Raw genomic sequence first — 16732 nt, 5'->3', positions numbered from 1 at the left:
GCGCATTCCGCAGCCGTCGTTATGAGGTAGGTTGAAACTTTAGCACCCGAGAATGCATATTTACGCAAATAATTTGTGTCTTCATGCATTGAAACATACCCGACACATTCGCTTGTAGGAATTGACAAAAAAGCGAGCTCTGCATTAGCCGCAGCGCATCATGCTGCTGGCCAATGCAGAGCCCACCTTATACGGAATACCAAACTTAAGGGTCGCCCAGAGCAGCCTAGAGCTCGACCGGAACCCATTCGTCGTGATTGCAGATAAAAGCCTCGGGGTCCTCGACGCTAAAGAAGACGAGCGTGGGATCGTTAGGCCCCTCATAGTGCTCGCTCAAGCGCTCAAGATGCTTCCACCCGGCCTCGCGCATTTCATCCGAAGCCCGGTCGTCCAGACCCGCACGTCCGCGCAGGATCAACCAACCATGGCCCGGCCACCAACTCGTGGCCTCAAAGCGCTGGTTTTGCAGCAGCTCTTGCCACACATCTTTGGTGCGCGCCGTTACAAACCACAGCTTGCCGTCCTGAATCTGCGCAAACGAGAACGGACGCACATGCGGCTGCCCGTCCACGCTCGTCGCTAGGTACCACGCCGGCACCGACGTCAGATACTCCAGCACCGTATTCAATCCGTCCACGTTTCCTCCTGTCATCTGACCAGTCTTTTTGGAATGGGCAGCTAATTTGGGAAATTAAAGCTCGAGGAGCTCTTCGCTGCCGTCGATATCGCAGAACCGAGCGGCGATGTTGCGGACCGAGAAGAACGCAAGGCGGCCATCGTTGGCACTATCGTGTTGCTCGCCAATGCCCACCATGTGCTTAAAGCCCGTCTGGCGCACCTTGTCACTCACGAATGCATCGTCCTCGAGTGCGGCCTCGCCAGTTAACACGATCCAGCACTCCCCCGGCTTCCAGCCCGATACCTCAAACTTGGGATTCTTGCTCAACTCCGCCCACACGTCCTTGTCGCGCGACGTGCAAAACCACAGCTTGTCGTTATCGATCATGGCAAACGAAAACGGCCTCACGCGGGGCTGATGCCCGTCGTTTGCATCGGTCGTGGCAAGATACCACGCCGGAATGCGTCTGAGATACGAGCAGACGCGCTCGAGCTGAGCCGTGCGATCGATGTCGGTCATAGAGACCCCTTTCTTGCGCTCGAATCGAGCTTAGACGAGTTGAAGATTGATAACGACAACGCATGCCACCAGCAGCGCCATCGCCACCGCGGCCAGTGCATCCCCGCGGCCAAACGTAAGCGCATGCAGACGCGTGCGTCCCCGCTCGCCGTGATAGCAGCGCGCATCCATGGCGGCCGAAAGCGTCTCGGCATGACGGAACACGCCAGCAAACAGCGGAATCGCCACACTGCCGAGCATGCGCACGCCACCGAGCGGACCGCCCATCACGCGCGCGCCACGGCTTGCCTGTGCATCGGCCGTCTGCTTCATCTCGGTGGCAAATTGTGGCATAAATCGCAGTGCGATACCCATAATCATGCCGAGCTCGTGCGCCGGAAGCCCCACACGCGCGAATGGTGCGAGAAGGCGCTCAAAACCCGCGGTGAGGTCGAGCGTCGGCGTGGTGAGCGTAATGGCGCTCATGCCGGCCATCATCATCGTCAGGCGACACGCCATAAACGTCGCAGAACGCAGCGAGCCCTCGCTCACCTGCAAAAAGCCAAACTGCCACAGGATGCGGCCACTCTGATCGGAAAACAGGTTGAGCACCGCGACCAGCACGACAATCGCCAGCAGTGGTGCCATCGACGATAGGACCCGACGCAACGGAACCCGGGCCGCGACATAGACCAGCACGACAAAAATTGCGATCGGAACCAGCCCGCGGAAGCTGCCGACGGTGAGCGCAGTGATCAGAAATGCGAAACCTAGGAGCAACTTAGTGCGCGGATCCAGGCGATGCACTGCGCTTTCCCCCGGATAGTAGCTGCCAAATGAGAATGCCTCCATTAGCAGCCCTCCTCTTGCGTGGCCATCTTGGAACCAGCCTGACGCGACGCCCTCAAAGGTCCGTCCGCGCAGCCTAGCAGCATGCCGGCCAACTCGTCGGCCAGCGCCTCAACCGTATAAAGCTTGTCGCAGCGGAGCGCCACACCGGCTTGCACGAGCGACAATGCCATGCGCTGCGCAGCGGGAACGCCCAAACCGATCGATTTGAGCTCGTTCGCGTGCGCAAAAACCTGTGCGGGCGTTCCATCGGCAAACACCGCGCCCTCGTTCATCACAACGATACGGTCGCAACAATTTGCCAGGTCATCCATGCTGTGCGAAACCATGACAACGGTCAGGCCCTCACGATGGAGCCGATCGATAAGCTCCAGGAAATCCCTGCGCGCAGCCGGATCGAGCCCCGCCATGGGCTCGTCGAGCACCAGGACCTCGGGCTCCATGGCGAGCACGCCGGCAAACGCCACGCGGCGCTGCTGACCGCCCGAAAGCTCAAAGGGGCTCTTGTCGCCTATCGCGGCAAGGTCGAGGCCCACGCGCGCAAGCGATGTTGCGACACGGCGAACAACCTCGTCTTGCGGCAGGCCAAGGTTGCGCGGGCCAAACGCCACGTCCTGCGCCACGGTCTCGGCAAATAGCTGGCGCTCGGGATACTGAAACACCACGCCGACCTTGGCCTTAACCGCGGCGGCGCCTTTCTTGCTTGATAGGTCGAGTCCCAGTGCGCAAACGCTCCCCTCCTGTGGACGAATCAGCCCGTTGAGATGCTGAACCAGCGTTGATTTACCCGAGCCGGTATGACCCGCCAGGCCCAGAAACTCGCCGCGACGCACCGTCAGCGAAACATCACGTAGCGCCCAGGGGCTGTTTGGATCGCTGCCCCAAAGAGCCTGTTTGCCCGATGCGCCCACAGTGGTCGAGCGCTTGCGCCATCGGCGGCGCTCGCGGGCGCTCAGCGTGTAACTATGCGAGAGGTGCGAAATCTCGATGACGGGCTCCGACGCGACCATCCCGCCGGCTGCAGAGGATGCATGGTCAAGCACACGAGAATCGGATGCGGAGGGCCGCCCAGCGACGTCCGCCCCGCTCCGCTCAGCATAAACCTGTGCAATCTCGGCGACCATATCCACCTCACGCACCTGCGCGCAAACGGGTACGCCCTTCGCGCGGAGTGCCCTACCTAGAGAGCACGACGCCGGCATATCCAGGTTGAGCTGGGCAAGTTCGTCCGCCCGCGTCAAGATTTCCTCGGGCGCACCGAGCATGGCAACGCGCCCCGCCCGAAACACCGCGACACGATCGGCCTCGGCGGCCTCTTCCATAAAGTGCGTAATCATCACGATGGTCATGCCGCGATCGTGCAACGCGCGGCAAACCTTCATGAGGCCCTTACGTCCACGCGGATCGAGCATCGAGGAAGCCTCGTCCAATATGAGCACGCGCGGTTCCATGGCGAGCACGCCGGCAAGCGCCACGCGCTGCTTTTGGCCGCCCGAAAGTGCATGGGTCTCGTGGCGCTCAAAGCCCACCAGGCCCACACCCTTCAGCGCCTCGCGTACGCGCTGCGCAATTTGTGCCGATGGCACGCCAAGGTTTTCGGGACCAAACGCAACGTCATCTTCGACAAGCGTTGCCACCAGCTGATCATCGGGATTCTGGAACACCATGCCCGCGGTCGAACGAATGTCGTAGACCAACTCGGGATCTGATGCATCCATGCCGTTGATACGCACCGTTCCTGCATCGGGCTGCAGCAGCGCATTCAGATGCTTGGCAAACGTCGACTTGCCCGACCCATTGCCGCCGAGGATGCAGAGAAACTCGCCATCCTCGATGTTCAGATCGATACCGTCGAGCGCCGGCGTGACACCGTCATAGCTAAAGGAAACGCCTCGACAATCAATCATGCGCGGCCTTTGACCTGGTCCTTTTTAGGCGTGATGAGGTTGGAGACCGCCTTGTACACTGCAAGCGTGAGCACCGAGTTGAGCACGGTCTTGATAAGGTTGAACGGCAGCACGGCAGGAACCATGAGCGGGGCGATCGCATCGACCGAGCCATACCAGAACCATACGCCAATGGTAAGGTTTGCGACCATAGACAGCGCCGTAGCGGTAATGACGCCGAACACCAGGCCAATCACGGCACCCTTATAGGTATGCATCTTCTGGTAGACGATAGCCGCGGGCAGAATGTAGCCCAGCGTGGCAACCAGGTTCATAAGCGCACCGACCCAGTCACCCGTGGTGAGCGCGTGAATAACGATAGCCATAGCGGCAACAGCAGTACCGGCGCCGGGACCATACGCAAACCCGCACACCATCGCCGGCACCAGCGACGGGTCGTAGGTCAAAAACGGCGCCGAAGGAAGGATGGGCAGCTGCACGTACATAAACAGGGCGCCCAAGGCGCACATCAGCGCCATGGTAACGAGCTGTTTGGTGCTCCACCTATTCGTGTTCTCAAAATGGATATGCTGCGACTGTTCAGACATAAGATCACCTGCCTCTTTCATCCGGACTCTAACCGTTGGTACTGGGATCTCACCAGTTCAGCCGGCATGCGAACCAACGCACGCACGGGTCGCGGACTCATCGGCTCGGACGCAGGCACCTCGCCTGCGCCACGGCGCCCCTCTGGCACCGTCCGATTTACCGCCAGTGGGGAATTTCACCCCGCCCTGAAACAGCAATTCCAAGTCTAGCACGGGTAGGCTTTCGCGCAAGTATGCCATGGGTAATTTATGGTGGGGATCAGTTGCCGCAACAACCACGTTCCCCACCCATCCCACAGTAACGCGCTTTTCGCGGCAAAGCCGCGAAACAGCGAAAGGGACACGTACCCCCATCAACCATGTCCTTCTCCGCGAGCCGACCTCAAGGCCGTAAACGCAGGGAATCCCGGCGGCGTGACGGGGCTTCTCTCCGGAACATTCCGCAGGACGCAAAGAGGCTCCGCAGCGCGAAGCGCGATGCGGAGCCTCTTTGCATGTCCGAGGACGTTCCGGAGAGAAGCCCCGTCACGCCCCCGGGATTCCCGGTGGGAGTTCTAGACCTTGTCGGCCTTAGTACATACCGCCGCCCTGCTGACCAGCGGTAGCAGCAGCGATAGCATCCTCAAGCTGAGTGTTCTTGGGCACATCGGAAACCGTGGCCTCGGTGATGAGGATCAGGCTGGCGACAGAAGCAGCGTTCTGCAGGGTGACGCGGCTGACCTTGACGGGGTCGAGGACGCCCATCTCGATCATGTCGCCCCACTCGCCGCTGGCAGAGTTGAGACCCTGGCCAGCGGGCAGCTCGGCGACCTTGTCGACCACGACAGCGCCCTCAAAGCCAGCGTTCTTGGCAATGGTTGCGACCGGAGCGGTCAGAGCCTTCTTGACGATGTCGACGCCGATCTTCTCCTCGGGGTCGTCGATCTCGACTGCATCAAGCGCAGGCACAGCGTCCATGAAGGCGACGCCGCCGCCAGCGACAATGCCCTCCTCGACAGCAGCGCGGGTTGCCTGCAGGGCGTCCTCGACGCGGTGCTTGATCTCCTTGAGCTCGGACTCGGTGGCAGCGCCGACCTTGATGACGGCAACGCCACCGGAGAGCTTGGCCAGGCGCTCCTGGAGCTTCTCGCGGTCGAAGTCAGAGGTGGTGTTCTCCATCTCGCCCTTGATCTGAGCAATACGGGCGTCGATGGCCTCCTTAGAGCCAGCGCCGCCGACGATGACGGTGTTGTCCTTGGAGATGGTGACGGACTTAGCGGTACCGAGCATATCGGCGGTGATGTCAGCGACCTTCACGCCCAGCTCGTCCAGAGCAGCCTGACCACCGGTGAGGACGGCGATGTCCTCGAGAATGCGCTTGCGGCGATCACCGTAGCCCGGAGCCTTGACGGCGCAGACGTTGAGGGCGCCGCGGATCTTGTTGAGGACGAGGGTGGGCAGAGCCTCGCCGTCGATGTCCTCAGCGATGATGAGCAGGCCACGGCCAGCGCGCTGGACAGCCTCGAGAACAGGCATGATGTCCTGGACGCTGGAGATCTTCTGGTCGGTGATGAGGATGTACGGATCCTTCATCACGGCCTCCATGCGGTCGTTGTCCGTGACGAAGTAAGCGGAGACGTAGCCCTTATCGAACTGCATGCCCTCGACGGTGTCGATGGTGATGTCGAACGTCTGGGAATCCTCGACGGTGATGACGCCGTCCTTGCCCACGACTTCCATGGCCTCGGCGATCTTCTCGCCGACCTCGGGGTCACCGGCGGAGATGGTACCGACGGAAGCAATCTGCTCCTTGGTCTCGACCGGCTTGGCCTGCTTCTTCATCTCGGCGACGGCGGCGTTGACGGCCTTGTCGATGCCGCGACGGATGGCCAGCGGGTTGGCGCCAGCGGCGACGTTGCGAAGACCGTCGTTAACGATGGCCTGAGCGAGCAGGGTTGCGGTGGTGGTGCCGTCACCCACGGTGTCGTTGGTCTTGGTGGCGACCTCCTTCACCAGCTGGGCACCCATGTTCTCAATGTTGTCCTCGAGCTCGATCTCCTTGGCGACGGAAACGCCGTCGTTGGTGATGGTCGGGGCACCGAACGTGCGCTGCAGGGCGACATAGCGACCCTTGGGGCCCATGGTGACGGTAACGGCATCGGCCAGAGTGTTGACGCCCTTGGCGAGCTTAGCGCGGGCATCGGTATTGAACGTAATGTTCTTTGCCATGGTAGGTAATCCTCCAAAAGAAATGTGACTCACGTCGCCGCTTCCGAGTCCTATGCGGCGACCGCGTTCAAAGACGAATCAGAGAGCCTGATGAGACTAGGCCTCGACGACGGCGTAGATGTCGTCGGCGCGCATCAGCAGATACTTCTCGCCGTCGACCTTGACCTCGTTGCCACCGAACTTGCCGTAGATGACAACGTCGCCTTCCTTGACGTCCATGGGGATGCGCTCACCCTTGTCGTTGACCTTGCCAGCGCCAACGGCAACGACGGTGCCGCGCTGCGGCTTCTCCTGAGCGTTGCTGGCGATATACAGACCAGAAGCGGTCTTCTGCTCGGCCTCGTCGGGCTTGACCAGAACACGATCTGCAAGCGGTTTCAAAGACGACATGCTTGTCTCCTCCTTTTTGGGCCGCGTGGTTATGCCACGCGAATTAACCCTATTTGTTTGCGTACGCGTTGAATGGTACCCACGAATGGCGGGTTATACAACATAGAGTCAAAAAATCTTATTTTTTGGCACTTAGATTTTCTGAATGCCGGGGGGATAACTTGTGCGCAGCTCCCGTGTGGCGCCGGAGGGGCGGGGCATAAGGTTTCCTGCTCGGGCAGTCCTGCTCGCACGAAGGCCACATTACGTGACCTTCGGCTCGTGCGGAACTCGCGATAAACCTTATACCCCGCCTCTCCGGCGCCACACGGGAGCCAAGTTAACTAGTTCGGGCCCGGCATTCAGAAACGTCAGTGCAGCAAAATGGCGATGCGGATGGGAACATGGGCATGGCTTTCGCTGCACGCACGGGTCCCCTGGGGAGCACCGTGCATTTTTGGGAGTATTCAGCAGACCAGGATGGCTGTATACGCGCCAGACACATCTTATTGGTCCCAAGGACGCCTTCGACCGGCGATTTGGGTCGGCAGGCAGACCCCATCAGGGCATAAAGGCATGCCTCGTGCCTGCCCGGACGCCAAAATAACGTCAATCCCCATGACATTACCCGACCGCAACGGCGCCGGCAGAGCTCGCAGTGCTGAATACTCCGTTTTTTGCACGGCCCAGGCGGGGGTACATCAGGGCCAGAAAGAACATCCCAACCTTTTTATGCAATCTGTAATGGGAAGTATGCAAACACCATGAGGCAGCATTGCAAATGTCCAATTTGAACGCGCGGGGCAGCAGCGCCTCCACCCCACGCACAAATCCGGCAGAGCAGGGACGCTCATAACGAGTCCCCACCGATATGCAGACGTGGCTCGAGCGCCATCCCAAAATAAGTCGCCCGGGCCGCGTTTAACGACACGGCATGAGCATCAGCGCTCGTAGATTACGTTACCTGCCAGGTAGGTGGCCTGAACGTTGGTGGCTTGCAGCTCTTGGGGGTCAACAGTGAGCGGGTTTTGGTCCAGGACTACCAGGTCAGCATACTTGCCGGGCTCCAAGCTGCCGAGGTTTTGCTCGTCGCCTGCTGCATAGGCGCTGCCCAAGGTGTAGTTGCGCAAAGCCGTTGCCGCGTCGATGCGCTCGCTCGGTAACCAGCCGCCCTCGGGCCAGTGGCTTTTGGGGTCCTGGCGCGTGATAGCCGTGTAGAGCACGTCCATGCTGGTAACGGGCGTGATGGGGCTGTCGGTACCGAAGGCTTGGCGAATGCCGCGCTGTTTATAGGTTGCGAACGGCCACATGATGCGGCTGCGCTCCAAGCCCAAATCGCGCTCCGGTCCACCCGGGTCGAGCGTAATGTGGCAGGGCTGGCTCGAGGCGATCACGTTGAGCTTGCGCAGGCGGTCGATGTCCTCGGGCAGGAGGTTCTCCAGGTGCTCGAGCGTGTTGTGGCCGTGCTGGGGCAGGCCGTACAGACCGGCGGCTTCCTCGAAGATATCCAGCGCGGCATGAATCGCACCGTCGCCGATAACGTGGATGCGCACGGCGCGGCCGCGCTCCGCAGCCGCCAGAACCAGCTTGCGCATGCGCTCGGCGGAAACCGTCAGACGGCCTTGGTCGCCCGGGAAGCGCGGATTGGTATAGGGCTCGGTGAGATATGCCGTATGTTCACTCGACACACCGTCAAAGAACTGCTTAAAGCCCGGCGCCGAAAGCAGTGCGTTGTTCGCGTAACGTGCCTGCAGCTCTTCTAGACGCGACTGGTCATCCAGCAGCGTGGGGAACAGATGGGCACGAATGCCCAGCTTGCCGGCTGTCTGCAGTTTGTCGTAGACGTCGTCGCGGATAAAATCGCAGCCCGGCATGGGCATGAGCGACATGTCGCAGATCGAGGTGATGCCCTGCTCGGCCATGCGCCTCATTTGATCGGCGTAAGCGCTTGCGATGCGATCTTCGCCCAGCCACTCAAGGCAGCGCGGCAACAGCTGCATGGCGGCCGCCTCGTGAGCAATGCCCGTGAGCTCACCGTTTGCGTCCTTGTCGTAGCTGCCGCCCGCTGGCGGCTCGCTATCGCGCGTGACGCCGAGCGCCTCGAGAGCGCGACTGTTGAGCCACAGCGTGTGGCCGTCGCCCGAGTACATAACGCAGGGACGATCGGGAAATACCGCATCGAGCGACGCCTTGGTAGGATGCTCGGGCGGGTCCCAACGGTAGTCGCGCCAGCCCTGCGTCACAACCCAAGCGTCGTCGGGCAGATCCTGGGAAAACTCGAGCACGTGCTGCACCAGCGCCACCTCGGACGTGCCCCCATCCATAAGCATATACGGCGAGGAACCGACCGAGGTATGAAAGAAGTGCAGATGAGCGTCATGGAAACCGGGGCAGACAAACTGCTCGCCGTAGTCGATAACCGGCGTGGCGGCAGGCGCGGCGGCGATCACGTCATCGGGCTTGCCGACTGCGACGATACGGTCGCCTGCGATGGCAATCGCCAGCTCACGGGCGGTATCGATGCCGTCTTGCGAGGTAAAGACGTTCTTAGAGCGGATAATCCGATCGATATGTTGCATGGGCATCCCCATCTCTGGCAGGAAATTCAACACCCCCGAGTGTACTCCACCGCCACAGTTGCAAAACGTCAAGCGGTAAACGGCACCTTTCCCAACCCCAACGGCCCCGCCTGCCCCTTGGGAACGGGGTAGAAATGGTAGATTTCAAGCTTGAAATCCGCATCCAAGGCTGCGTGCACAAGCAATTTGCACCTATCAAGGTTACGGAGGTATCCATTTCTACCATTTCTGCCCCGTCCCCAAGTGGCAGGTGGCATACTGGAAAGAGCCTGTACGATTTTGCGATAAACCAGCAAGGAGCAAATCGACCATGACGAAGACCAAGGCACAGCAGATTATGGCAGCGACCGAGGCCCGCGCGGCTGATGACGTCACCGCAGCCATCCAAGATATCGCCGCCGAGTTTGAGCCCTACATCATCAAGCAGCGCCGGCACTTCCATAAGCACCCGGAGCTGAGCCTCGCCGAAGAGCGCACGACTTCTGACATCGCCAACCAGCTCGACGCCATGAATATCCCCTACGAGCGCCCGCTTAAGACGGGCCTGGTGGCGACCCTTCGCGGCACCGCACCCGACGCCTACCGCGAGGACGGCACGCCGCGCCGCCGCATCCTGCTGCGCGCGGATATCGACGCCCTACCCGTCACCGAACAGACCGGCGAGGAGTTCGCCAGCGTCAACGAGGGCTGCATGCACGCCTGCGGCCACGACTGCCACATTGCCATGATGCTCGGCACGCTGCAGATCCTGCGCCATATGACCGACGACATCCACGGCGAGGTCCGCATCGTCTTCCAACCCAGTGAGGAAAACGGCCAAGGCGCCAAACTCATGATCGGCACGGGTGTGCTCGACGGCGTCGATGGCGCCTACGCCGCACACATCTGGAGTGAGGTCAACGCCGGCACCGTAAGCTGCGAGCCCGGTCCGCGCATGGCCAATACCGACTGGTTCCGCATTGATGTCCGCGGGACCTCGTGCCACGGCGCCATGCCCCAGCGCGGCCACGACGCCGTCATGGTGGCGGCCGAGATCGTCAACGCCCTGCAGACCATCGTTTCGCGCGAGATCAGCCCCTACGAGCCGGCCGTCATTACCGTCGGCGAGCTGCACGGCGGCACCGCGCGCAACGTTATCGCCGGTACCGCCTACCTCGCCGGCACGGTGCGCACCTATGGCGATTCGACGCACGAGGAAATGCCCGAGCTCATGCGCCGCATCGTAGAGCACACTGCGGCGGCCCTGGGCGCCGAGGCTGAACTTACCGACTACACCATCGCCAACTACAAGGTCGAAAACGACGTCGCCTCGAGTGAGCGTTGTCGTCAGGCCGTGGTCAAGTGTCTGGGTGCAGCCGGCGAAGGCCATTATCGCGGCACGCTTTCGGGCGAGGATTTTTCGGAGTACCTGCGCCGTGTACCGGGTGTGCTTGCCTTTGTGGGCACGCGCAACCCCAAGATTGGCGCCACGTACGCCCAGCACTCCTGCTTCTATAAGATCGACGAGAGCGTGCTCGCCAAGGGCTCCATGGTGGCCGCTCAGTATGCCATCGACTTTTTGGCCGAGCCCACGCAAGAGGAGCTCGACGGCCCCGCTATCGCCGCGGTTGCCGAGACCAATCCCGATCTGGCAGCCAAGCTACGCTCTGCCAAGGCAACGGCCGCCGAGGCCCGCGACGCCATGCACGACGCCCGCACCGCCCGCCATGCCGCCATCAAGGGCATCCACGAAGCTCGCACCGCCGCTCGTCACGAGGAGAAGCACAACGAGTAGTCGAATCGCGACCATCTCGCAGCCGTAGCCACATCGCGATGTCAAAGCGGGGGCGGACGTTTCGACACGTCCGCCCCCGCTCATTCGTCAAGCACTATTTCTACCATTTCTATCCCGTCCCCAAATGGCAGGTGACAGGGCTACTCGTCTTGCGGGTCCTCGTCGGAGCTTGGCTCGGGTTCCGTCTCGGGCTCGGGCTCCGTCGTGGGCTCGGACTCCGGCGCAGATCCCGGGACAGACTCAGGCTCGGGCTCAGGCGCGACATCCGGAGCGCTGTAACCCGAAGGAGCGGACTTCTTCTCGAAGGGCAATACAAAAGTCAGGACGTCGTCCTTATCCTCGTCGGCCCACTCGCTTGCATAACGTGCGACCCAATAGCCAACGGCACGGTGCTTGAGCATCTTGCCAAAGACCGTTAGAAATACGGTGACGAAAGCGATCAGCACCAGGAACAGCACGAGTGAGATGCCACCGCCGGTAACAATTGCCTCAATACCCGTAGGACGATAGTAGTATCTATACATACCGACAGAGGCAATGGCGCCAAAGACCGCCGTCAAGATCCATGTGACAACGTTGGCGACCAGGCCCGTCAAAAACTCGGGAAGGAATGAAGCGCAAAACAGCTTGGTCTTATTGTTCTTAAAGGCCGCCCAGACCTTGTCGAGCGAAAACGCGCTCTCGACGCGACCGGTCACCGCAAAGTGCATCACGGCGATATCGGCGAACATCTTAAAGAAGACTCCCAGGACCGCCGTGGCAATCATAGCCAGGACAAGCAGACCAAGCGAGCCAAACAGCGCAGTCTCGAGCGCAGAAGAGCCGTAATACGAATACGAGCCCGCCGCGCCAATTACCACGCTCTCCACCAGCGAAAGCACTACACCAATAACGGGAATGGCAGCGATAATCTCGAGCACGACCGAAATAACGCTCGAAAAGACCCCGAGGCCAAACGATGTGGAACGCATCAACGGACGATCCATGCCGTCATCGATCTTAAGCGACAGGTCGCGACCCCACTCGATGCCAAAGCCCGAACCGCACACACTCGCCACGCAGGCGGCCAAAAAGCCGATGGCAGCTGCAATACCGCCGATAACGGGAATGAACAGCACGAGCACCGACACGACACAGATAAGCGCCGGCAAAAAAGCAATCTGGCACACGCGCTGCAGCACGCCCGGAGTCTTGGTCATGTCTTGGAACGCCTGAGCCACACAGCCCTTTGGCGCATTCGCCACGGGCGGTTGCGGAACAAACTGCTGGGGCTGAGACTGTCCCTGGGGAGCGGGGCCGGCGGCCTTGACCACGGTATTAGGGGCACCGCACACGCCGCAGAACTTGTCGTTATCGCCCATGGGGGCGCCACACTGCGAACAGAACATCGAAATCATCCCTTCGTATCTAGAGTGAACCACCTGGATCGCAAACGACGTCTTTGGCAACATTATCGCGCAATGTGGGGACAAATACCCCAAGATGACCGATTTGAAACGTTGGCGGCTTTATTCAATGGTTCGAAGGGTATATCCGCGCTAGTTCGTGCCGCGGAAGCCCTTGCCCACGATCTCGGAGCTGTCAACGATCGTGATAAACGCATCTGGATCGATATCGCGGGTATAGCGGCGCAGTTGCACTGCTTCGCGACGGCTCAGCACGCTCATGATCACCGTCACGCAATTGCCCGAGAAGGCACCGTAGCCGCGGCTGATCGTTGCCGTGCGGTTGAGATGCTTGACGATAAACTCCTCGACTTTGCGTGGCTCGGCGCAAATAATCGTACAGACCTTGCGCAAATGAATGCTCTCGATGGCCTTGTCGACCACAAGCGTCTTGGCAAACAGGCCGAGCACGCAGTACAGGCCAACGCGCGGACCGTACAAAAAGGCCGCGATGGTCACGATGCCGATATCGACCAGTAGCAAGGCGCGTCCGATCTCGAGCGTCGTGCGACGCTTGAGGATCATGGCAAGGATATCGGTGCCGCCCGTTGAGGCGCCAATGTCAAAGACAATGGCACTGCCCAGCGCCGGCAAGATAACGGCAAAGCACAGGTCGAGCCACATATCGCCCGTCATCGAAACATCCGTCGGAATGAAGAGCTCAAACAGCGAGACGTAGGCCGAAAGCGCAAACGAGGCAAAAACGCTCCAAAGGATTGCCTTGCGCTCCAAAAAGATAAAGCCCAAGACGACGAGAACCGCGTTGATAATCCACATAAAGACGCCGACGGGCAGAGTCGGGAACAGCGTGGAAAGAATGACCGACACGCCCGAGGTTCCGCCGAAGGCAAAGTGATTGGGGGTTTTAAAGGCCACGATGGCGAACGCCGTGAGGATCAGGCCCAGATTGAGCTCGGCGAAAAAGCGCGGGAAGCCCGGCTCCTGGCTGCGCTTGCGGCCGGCGCGCTCGCCACGTTCGATATCCTCGCGACCGACAACGCGCTCCATCGGCACCACGGGAGGACGATGCACCTCCTCGGCGGCACGCGACGCCGCCTCTGCCGCAGCGGCCTCAATCGCCCATGCCTTGCTTTCTGTTTCGTGCTCGTCGGCCATTACGGCAACCCCTCGTTAACGATTTGGAAACAATGCGCCCATTAGGGTAACGCGGAGCGCGAAGATTGCAACCCTTAGTTAGACGAGCGGTATGCCTACATCGGGGGCATACAAATAACGGCCGGCCGCACATGCATCCGTGCGGTCGACCGTTTAGCGTTTTCGCAGGTAAAACCTATCGAAACAAACCTGTCCCTATTTGGTAGGCTACTCGTGCTGGCTGGTGCGGTGCTCGTACTCCTCGGGGGTGATGACATCCTCGATGCGCAGGTTGACGCCTGCCACCTCAAGGCCGGTCATCGCGGCCAGACGCTCGGTCACGCGCGCCTTAACGTCGTCGAAAATCGCGGGTGCGTAGGCGCCGTACTCGATAATGACGGAAATGTTGACGACCACGCGGTTGTCATCGGTGACCTCGACCGTCACGCCCTTGGTCAGGTTCTCGGCACCAAACTGCTCCTGAACAAAGTGCATAAGGTTGCCCTTCATGCCCAGGACGTGCGGCACCTCGCGGGTAGCCATGGCGACGATCTTCTCGATCACACCGTTGGAATAGGTCAGCGAATCCTCGGACTCGTCCGCTTCCTCATCATCCTCGTCCGCATCGTCGGCGGGCTCGGCCTCGACGAGCGCCCCGTCCTCGAGCGTTACGTCCTCAGCCTCGGCGGCGACGGTCTCGTCTGCCTCGAGCTCGGTATCGGCCACATCGACCTTCGTATTAAAAGCCATGGTTCCTCCTTATGCCCACCGCACACGCGGCGGTCGAATACATACTAGCGGCCGCTAAACAGACGGCCGAAGAAGTTGACGATCCCGTTCTCGCCGTCACGGATCTGGCCAATCACGGCGCCGATCAGCACAAAGAATGCGATGACGAGTGTGTCCCACAGGCCGAGCGTGAGCACCAGCACGGCGAGCACAAAACCAGCGACGGCTCCGAGCGTGGTGTTGGGATGACGGACGGCATAGCTCCAGATGGCCGCCCCCGTACCCTTGATGAGACCCATGGCCTCGTCAAAGTCGTTGGCGGCGCTGTCGTGCTGCTCGCCGGCCTCGGGGGTGGTGTCGGCGGACTCGCCTGCCGGCGTAGCGTTCTGGTCGATCGTCAGGCGCGGGGTGCGGACGGTCTTGTCTTGATTGGTATCACTCACCGGAAACCTCCACGGTCTGGACGGTAGTCTTGGACGGCAAAAAACGGACGCGCGCGGTCGTGCCCGGCGTGCCGAGCATGGTGTCGCAGGCCTCCTCGATACGTTGCTGCATCGCGGTTGCAAGGGAGGCCACGTCCCGGTCATCGAGCGCGATGGCGTCGACCTTAAAACGGACGAGCGATTCGTCGGAACCCTGCACGCGCGCCTCGACATGCTCGACCATCACACGGTCGTCGCGCTCTGCCGCAGCGCGAGCGCACGAGGAAAGCGCTGCGAGGGTGACCTCGATGTTGCGCTCCCCCGCCGGATGCACGCAGGACGGCTCGCGACGCGCTAACATCAGGCGGAAAAACCCGATGAGCACGCCAAGTGCCACGATGGCGGCGCACACCGTAACGACGACGCGAGGCATGGTGTCACGCAACAGCAGCATAAAGCGATACGTATACGGTCCCCAGAACTGGCAGACAAGCGTGCCCAGCGCCACGATGGCGGCGGCAAGGTACACGGTTGCTAGGGCTCGTTTGAGTACGCGCACGCGCGCTCCCTTCAGGTTTCGGTCCACAGAATGCAAAACGATTCGCATCATTATAAAAGAGCCGGGTCCGGTGCCATACGCACGCGGATCCGGCTCATCTATTCCACGAGGCTTGTATGCTCGCTTCATTATGCCCAGATATGCACGGCTTAACCCGTGCAGGCGCTACTCCTCCTCGAGGGCAGCGATGACCTCGTCGGTCATGTCCATGGTGCTGTAAACATCCTGAACGTCGTCGAGCTCCTCGAGACGGTCGATGAGGCGCTGGACCTTCTTGGCATCGGCGCCGGAGACCTCGGTCGGGGTGGTCGGAACCATGGTGGTCTCGGAGCCCTTGACCTGGATGCCCTGCTCCTCGAGCGCCTTGGAAACAGCCATGACGTCGTTGGCGGCGGTCCAAACGATCCACTCCTCGCCGGCGTCCTCGTAGTCGTCGCCACCGGCCTCGGCGATAGCCATCATGAACTCTTCCTCGTCACCGGCAGCACCGTTGGCGATCATGGTCTCCTTCTTGGCGTTCTCGTCCAGGATCTCCTTGGCGACGACGATCTGGCCCTTGCGCTCAAACTGGAAGGCGACGGAGCCGGAGGTGCCCAGGTTGCCGCCAGCGTGGGAGAAGGCGGAACGGACATCGGCGGCGGTACGGTTGCGGTTATCGGTCAGGCAGTCGACGTAGACGGCAACGCCGGCGGGACCATAGCCCTCGTACACGATGTTCTCGTAGACGGCGGCATCGGCACCCGAACCGAAGGCCTTGTCGATAGCGGACTTGATCTTGTCCTTGGGCATGGACTGAGCCTTAGCCTTGGCAACGGCAGCGGCGAGGCTGGCGTTGTTCTCGGGCAGCGGGTCGCCGCCGAGACGGGCAGCAACGGTGATGTTGCGGCTCAGCTTGGAGAAGAGGGCGGAACGCTTGGCGTCCTGCGCGCCCTTACGATGCTTGGTTGTGGCCCACTTAGAGTGTCCGGACATACGTGTCTCCTATCGGTTTCGACCTAAAGCCCAGCGCAGATGCTCGGGCAATATAAACAAACGTCGTTATGATATACCTACTGGCCTGCGAGATAAACCCCAAAATGAAGGCGTCGTGAT

General features: G+C 60.8%; 15 protein-coding genes and 1 riboswitch. Of the genes, 1 reads left to right on the top strand and 14 read right to left on the bottom strand.

Annotation, left to right across the window (positions count from 1 at the left end; translation table 11 throughout):
* Positions 1–226: 226 nt before the first annotated feature.
* From ACTQW0_RS02365 to ACTQW0_RS02330, 8 genes are all read right to left on the bottom strand, one after another.
* Positions 227–637, bottom strand: a complete 411-nt coding sequence (locus tag ACTQW0_RS02365; protein WP_427718303.1) for a pyridoxamine 5'-phosphate oxidase family protein — start codon at positions 635–637, stop codon at positions 227–229.
* Positions 638–691: 54 nt separating this feature from the next.
* Positions 692–1138, bottom strand: a complete 447-nt coding sequence (locus ACTQW0_RS02360) for a pyridoxamine 5'-phosphate oxidase family protein (RefSeq protein ID WP_441560698.1) — start codon at positions 1136–1138, stop codon at positions 692–694.
* Between the two features lie 30 nt (positions 1139–1168).
* Positions 1169–1969 carry an energy-coupling factor transporter transmembrane component T family protein gene (locus tag ACTQW0_RS02355; RefSeq protein WP_441560700.1) on the bottom strand — a complete coding sequence of 267 codons (801 nt, stop codon included), beginning with the start codon at positions 1967–1969 and terminating at the stop codon, positions 1169–1171.
* Complete coding sequence (locus tag ACTQW0_RS02350) at positions 1969–3873, bottom strand: energy-coupling factor transporter ATPase (protein WP_441566746.1); 1905 nt, start codon at positions 3871–3873, stop codon at positions 1969–1971. Before ACTQW0_RS02350 ends, ACTQW0_RS02355 begins: the two co-directional genes overlap by 1 nt.
* On the bottom strand, positions 3870–4460 hold the full coding sequence (locus tag ACTQW0_RS02345) for an ECF transporter S component (protein ID WP_441540266.1): 591 nt from the start codon (positions 4458–4460) through the stop codon (positions 3870–3872). The genes ACTQW0_RS02350 and ACTQW0_RS02345 overlap by 4 nt, the downstream gene beginning before the upstream one ends.
* Positions 4461–4465: 5 nt before the next feature.
* A riboswitch (FMN riboswitch) is annotated at positions 4466–4658 on the bottom strand.
* A gap of 372 nt (positions 4659–5030) precedes the next feature.
* Positions 5031–6668, bottom strand: coding sequence for a chaperonin GroEL (gene groL / locus ACTQW0_RS02340; RefSeq protein ID WP_154514811.1), 1638 nt, complete (start codon positions 6666–6668; stop codon positions 5031–5033).
* A gap of 96 nt (positions 6669–6764) precedes the next feature.
* The gene (groES, locus tag ACTQW0_RS02335; protein ID WP_427718293.1) at positions 6765–7058 is read right to left on the bottom strand and encodes a co-chaperone GroES; all 294 of its coding nucleotides are present in this window, start codon (positions 7056–7058) and stop codon (positions 6765–6767) included.
* 920 nt (positions 7059–7978) lie between these two features.
* Complete coding sequence (locus tag ACTQW0_RS02330) at positions 7979–9622, bottom strand: amidohydrolase (protein WP_441536872.1); 1644 nt, start codon at positions 9620–9622, stop codon at positions 7979–7981.
* A 304-nt stretch (positions 9623–9926) separates the two neighbouring features.
* Between ACTQW0_RS02330 and ACTQW0_RS02325 the strand changes: the two genes are divergently transcribed.
* Positions 9927–11390 (top strand): M20 family metallopeptidase, encoded by a 1464-nt coding sequence (locus tag ACTQW0_RS02325; protein ID WP_441540264.1) that lies wholly within the window; start codon positions 9927–9929, stop codon positions 11388–11390.
* Positions 11391–11530: 140 nt separating this feature from the next.
* Here ACTQW0_RS02325 and ACTQW0_RS02320 read toward each other — a convergent pair whose 3' ends face one another.
* The 6 genes from ACTQW0_RS02320 to ACTQW0_RS02295 all read right to left on the bottom strand — a co-directional run bounded on the left by ACTQW0_RS02320 (position 11531) and on the right by ACTQW0_RS02295 (position 16612).
* Positions 11531–12778: a DUF4013 domain-containing protein gene (locus ACTQW0_RS02320; RefSeq protein WP_441540263.1), complete on the bottom strand. Its 1248-nt coding sequence runs from the start codon at positions 12776–12778 to the stop codon at positions 11531–11533.
* Positions 12779–12928: 150 nt separating this feature from the next.
* Positions 12929–13951, bottom strand: a complete 1023-nt coding sequence (locus ACTQW0_RS02315; protein ID WP_441540262.1) for a YitT family protein — start codon at positions 13949–13951, stop codon at positions 12929–12931.
* Between the two features lie 207 nt (positions 13952–14158).
* Positions 14159–14680 carry an Asp23/Gls24 family envelope stress response protein gene (locus ACTQW0_RS02310; protein ID WP_154514821.1) on the bottom strand — a complete coding sequence of 174 codons (522 nt, stop codon included), beginning with the start codon at positions 14678–14680 and terminating at the stop codon, positions 14159–14161.
* 44 nt (positions 14681–14724) lie between these two features.
* The gene (locus ACTQW0_RS02305; protein ID WP_441040759.1) at positions 14725–15102 is read right to left on the bottom strand and encodes a DUF2273 domain-containing protein; all 378 of its coding nucleotides are present in this window, start codon (positions 15100–15102) and stop codon (positions 14725–14727) included.
* Entirely contained in the window at positions 15095–15640 is a 546-nt protein-coding gene (locus ACTQW0_RS02300; RefSeq protein ID WP_441540261.1) for a hypothetical protein, read from the bottom strand. The genes ACTQW0_RS02305 and ACTQW0_RS02300 overlap by 8 nt, the downstream gene beginning before the upstream one ends.
* Before the next feature lie 165 nt (positions 15641–15805).
* The gene (locus ACTQW0_RS02295) at positions 15806–16612 is read right to left on the bottom strand and encodes a YebC/PmpR family DNA-binding transcriptional regulator (RefSeq protein WP_154514825.1); all 807 of its coding nucleotides are present in this window, start codon (positions 16610–16612) and stop codon (positions 15806–15808) included.
* Positions 16613–16732: the final 120 nt, after the last annotated feature.

This window comes from Collinsella sp. LCP19S3_B7 (assembly GCF_052121795.1).
Taxonomy (GTDB): Bacteria; Actinomycetota; Coriobacteriia; order Coriobacteriales; family Coriobacteriaceae; genus Collinsella.
The sequence above is the reverse complement of the archived record's forward strand: the minus strand, read 5'-3'. Positions and strand labels throughout refer to the sequence as shown.

Excerpts from the sequence above, each read along its gene's own strand:
- ACTQW0_RS02360 (WP_441560698.1), bottom strand. The coding sequence starts at position 1,138 with ATGACCGACATCGATCGCACGGCTCAGCTCGAGCGCGTCTGCTCGTAT.
- ACTQW0_RS02355 (WP_441560700.1), bottom strand. The coding sequence starts at position 1,969 with ATGGAGGCATTCTCATTTGGCAGCTACTATCCGGGGGAAAGCGCAGTG.
- ACTQW0_RS02350 (WP_441566746.1), bottom strand. The coding sequence starts at position 3,873 with ATGATTGATTGTCGAGGCGTTTCCTTTAGCTATGACGGTGTCACGCCG.
- ACTQW0_RS02345 (WP_441540266.1), bottom strand. The coding sequence starts at position 4,460 with ATGTCTGAACAGTCGCAGCATATCCATTTTGAGAACACGAATAGGTGG.
- groL (WP_154514811.1), bottom strand. The coding sequence starts at position 6,668 with ATGGCAAAGAACATTACGTTCAATACCGATGCCCGCGCTAAGCTCGCC.
- groES (WP_427718293.1), bottom strand. The coding sequence starts at position 7,058 with ATGTCGTCTTTGAAACCGCTTGCAGATCGTGTTCTGGTCAAGCCCGAC.
- ACTQW0_RS02330 (WP_441536872.1), bottom strand. The coding sequence starts at position 9,622 with ATGCCCATGCAACATATCGATCGGATTATCCGCTCTAAGAACGTCTTT.
- ACTQW0_RS02325 (WP_441540264.1), top strand. The coding sequence starts at position 9,927 with ATGACGAAGACCAAGGCACAGCAGATTATGGCAGCGACCGAGGCCCGC.
- ACTQW0_RS02320 (WP_441540263.1), bottom strand. The coding sequence starts at position 12,778 with ATGTTCTGTTCGCAGTGTGGCGCCCCCATGGGCGATAACGACAAGTTC.
- ACTQW0_RS02315 (WP_441540262.1), bottom strand. The coding sequence starts at position 13,951 with ATGGCCGACGAGCACGAAACAGAAAGCAAGGCATGGGCGATTGAGGCC.
- ACTQW0_RS02310 (WP_154514821.1), bottom strand. The coding sequence starts at position 14,680 with ATGGCTTTTAATACGAAGGTCGATGTGGCCGATACCGAGCTCGAGGCA.
- ACTQW0_RS02295 (WP_154514825.1), bottom strand. The coding sequence starts at position 16,612 with ATGTCCGGACACTCTAAGTGGGCCACAACCAAGCATCGTAAGGGCGCG.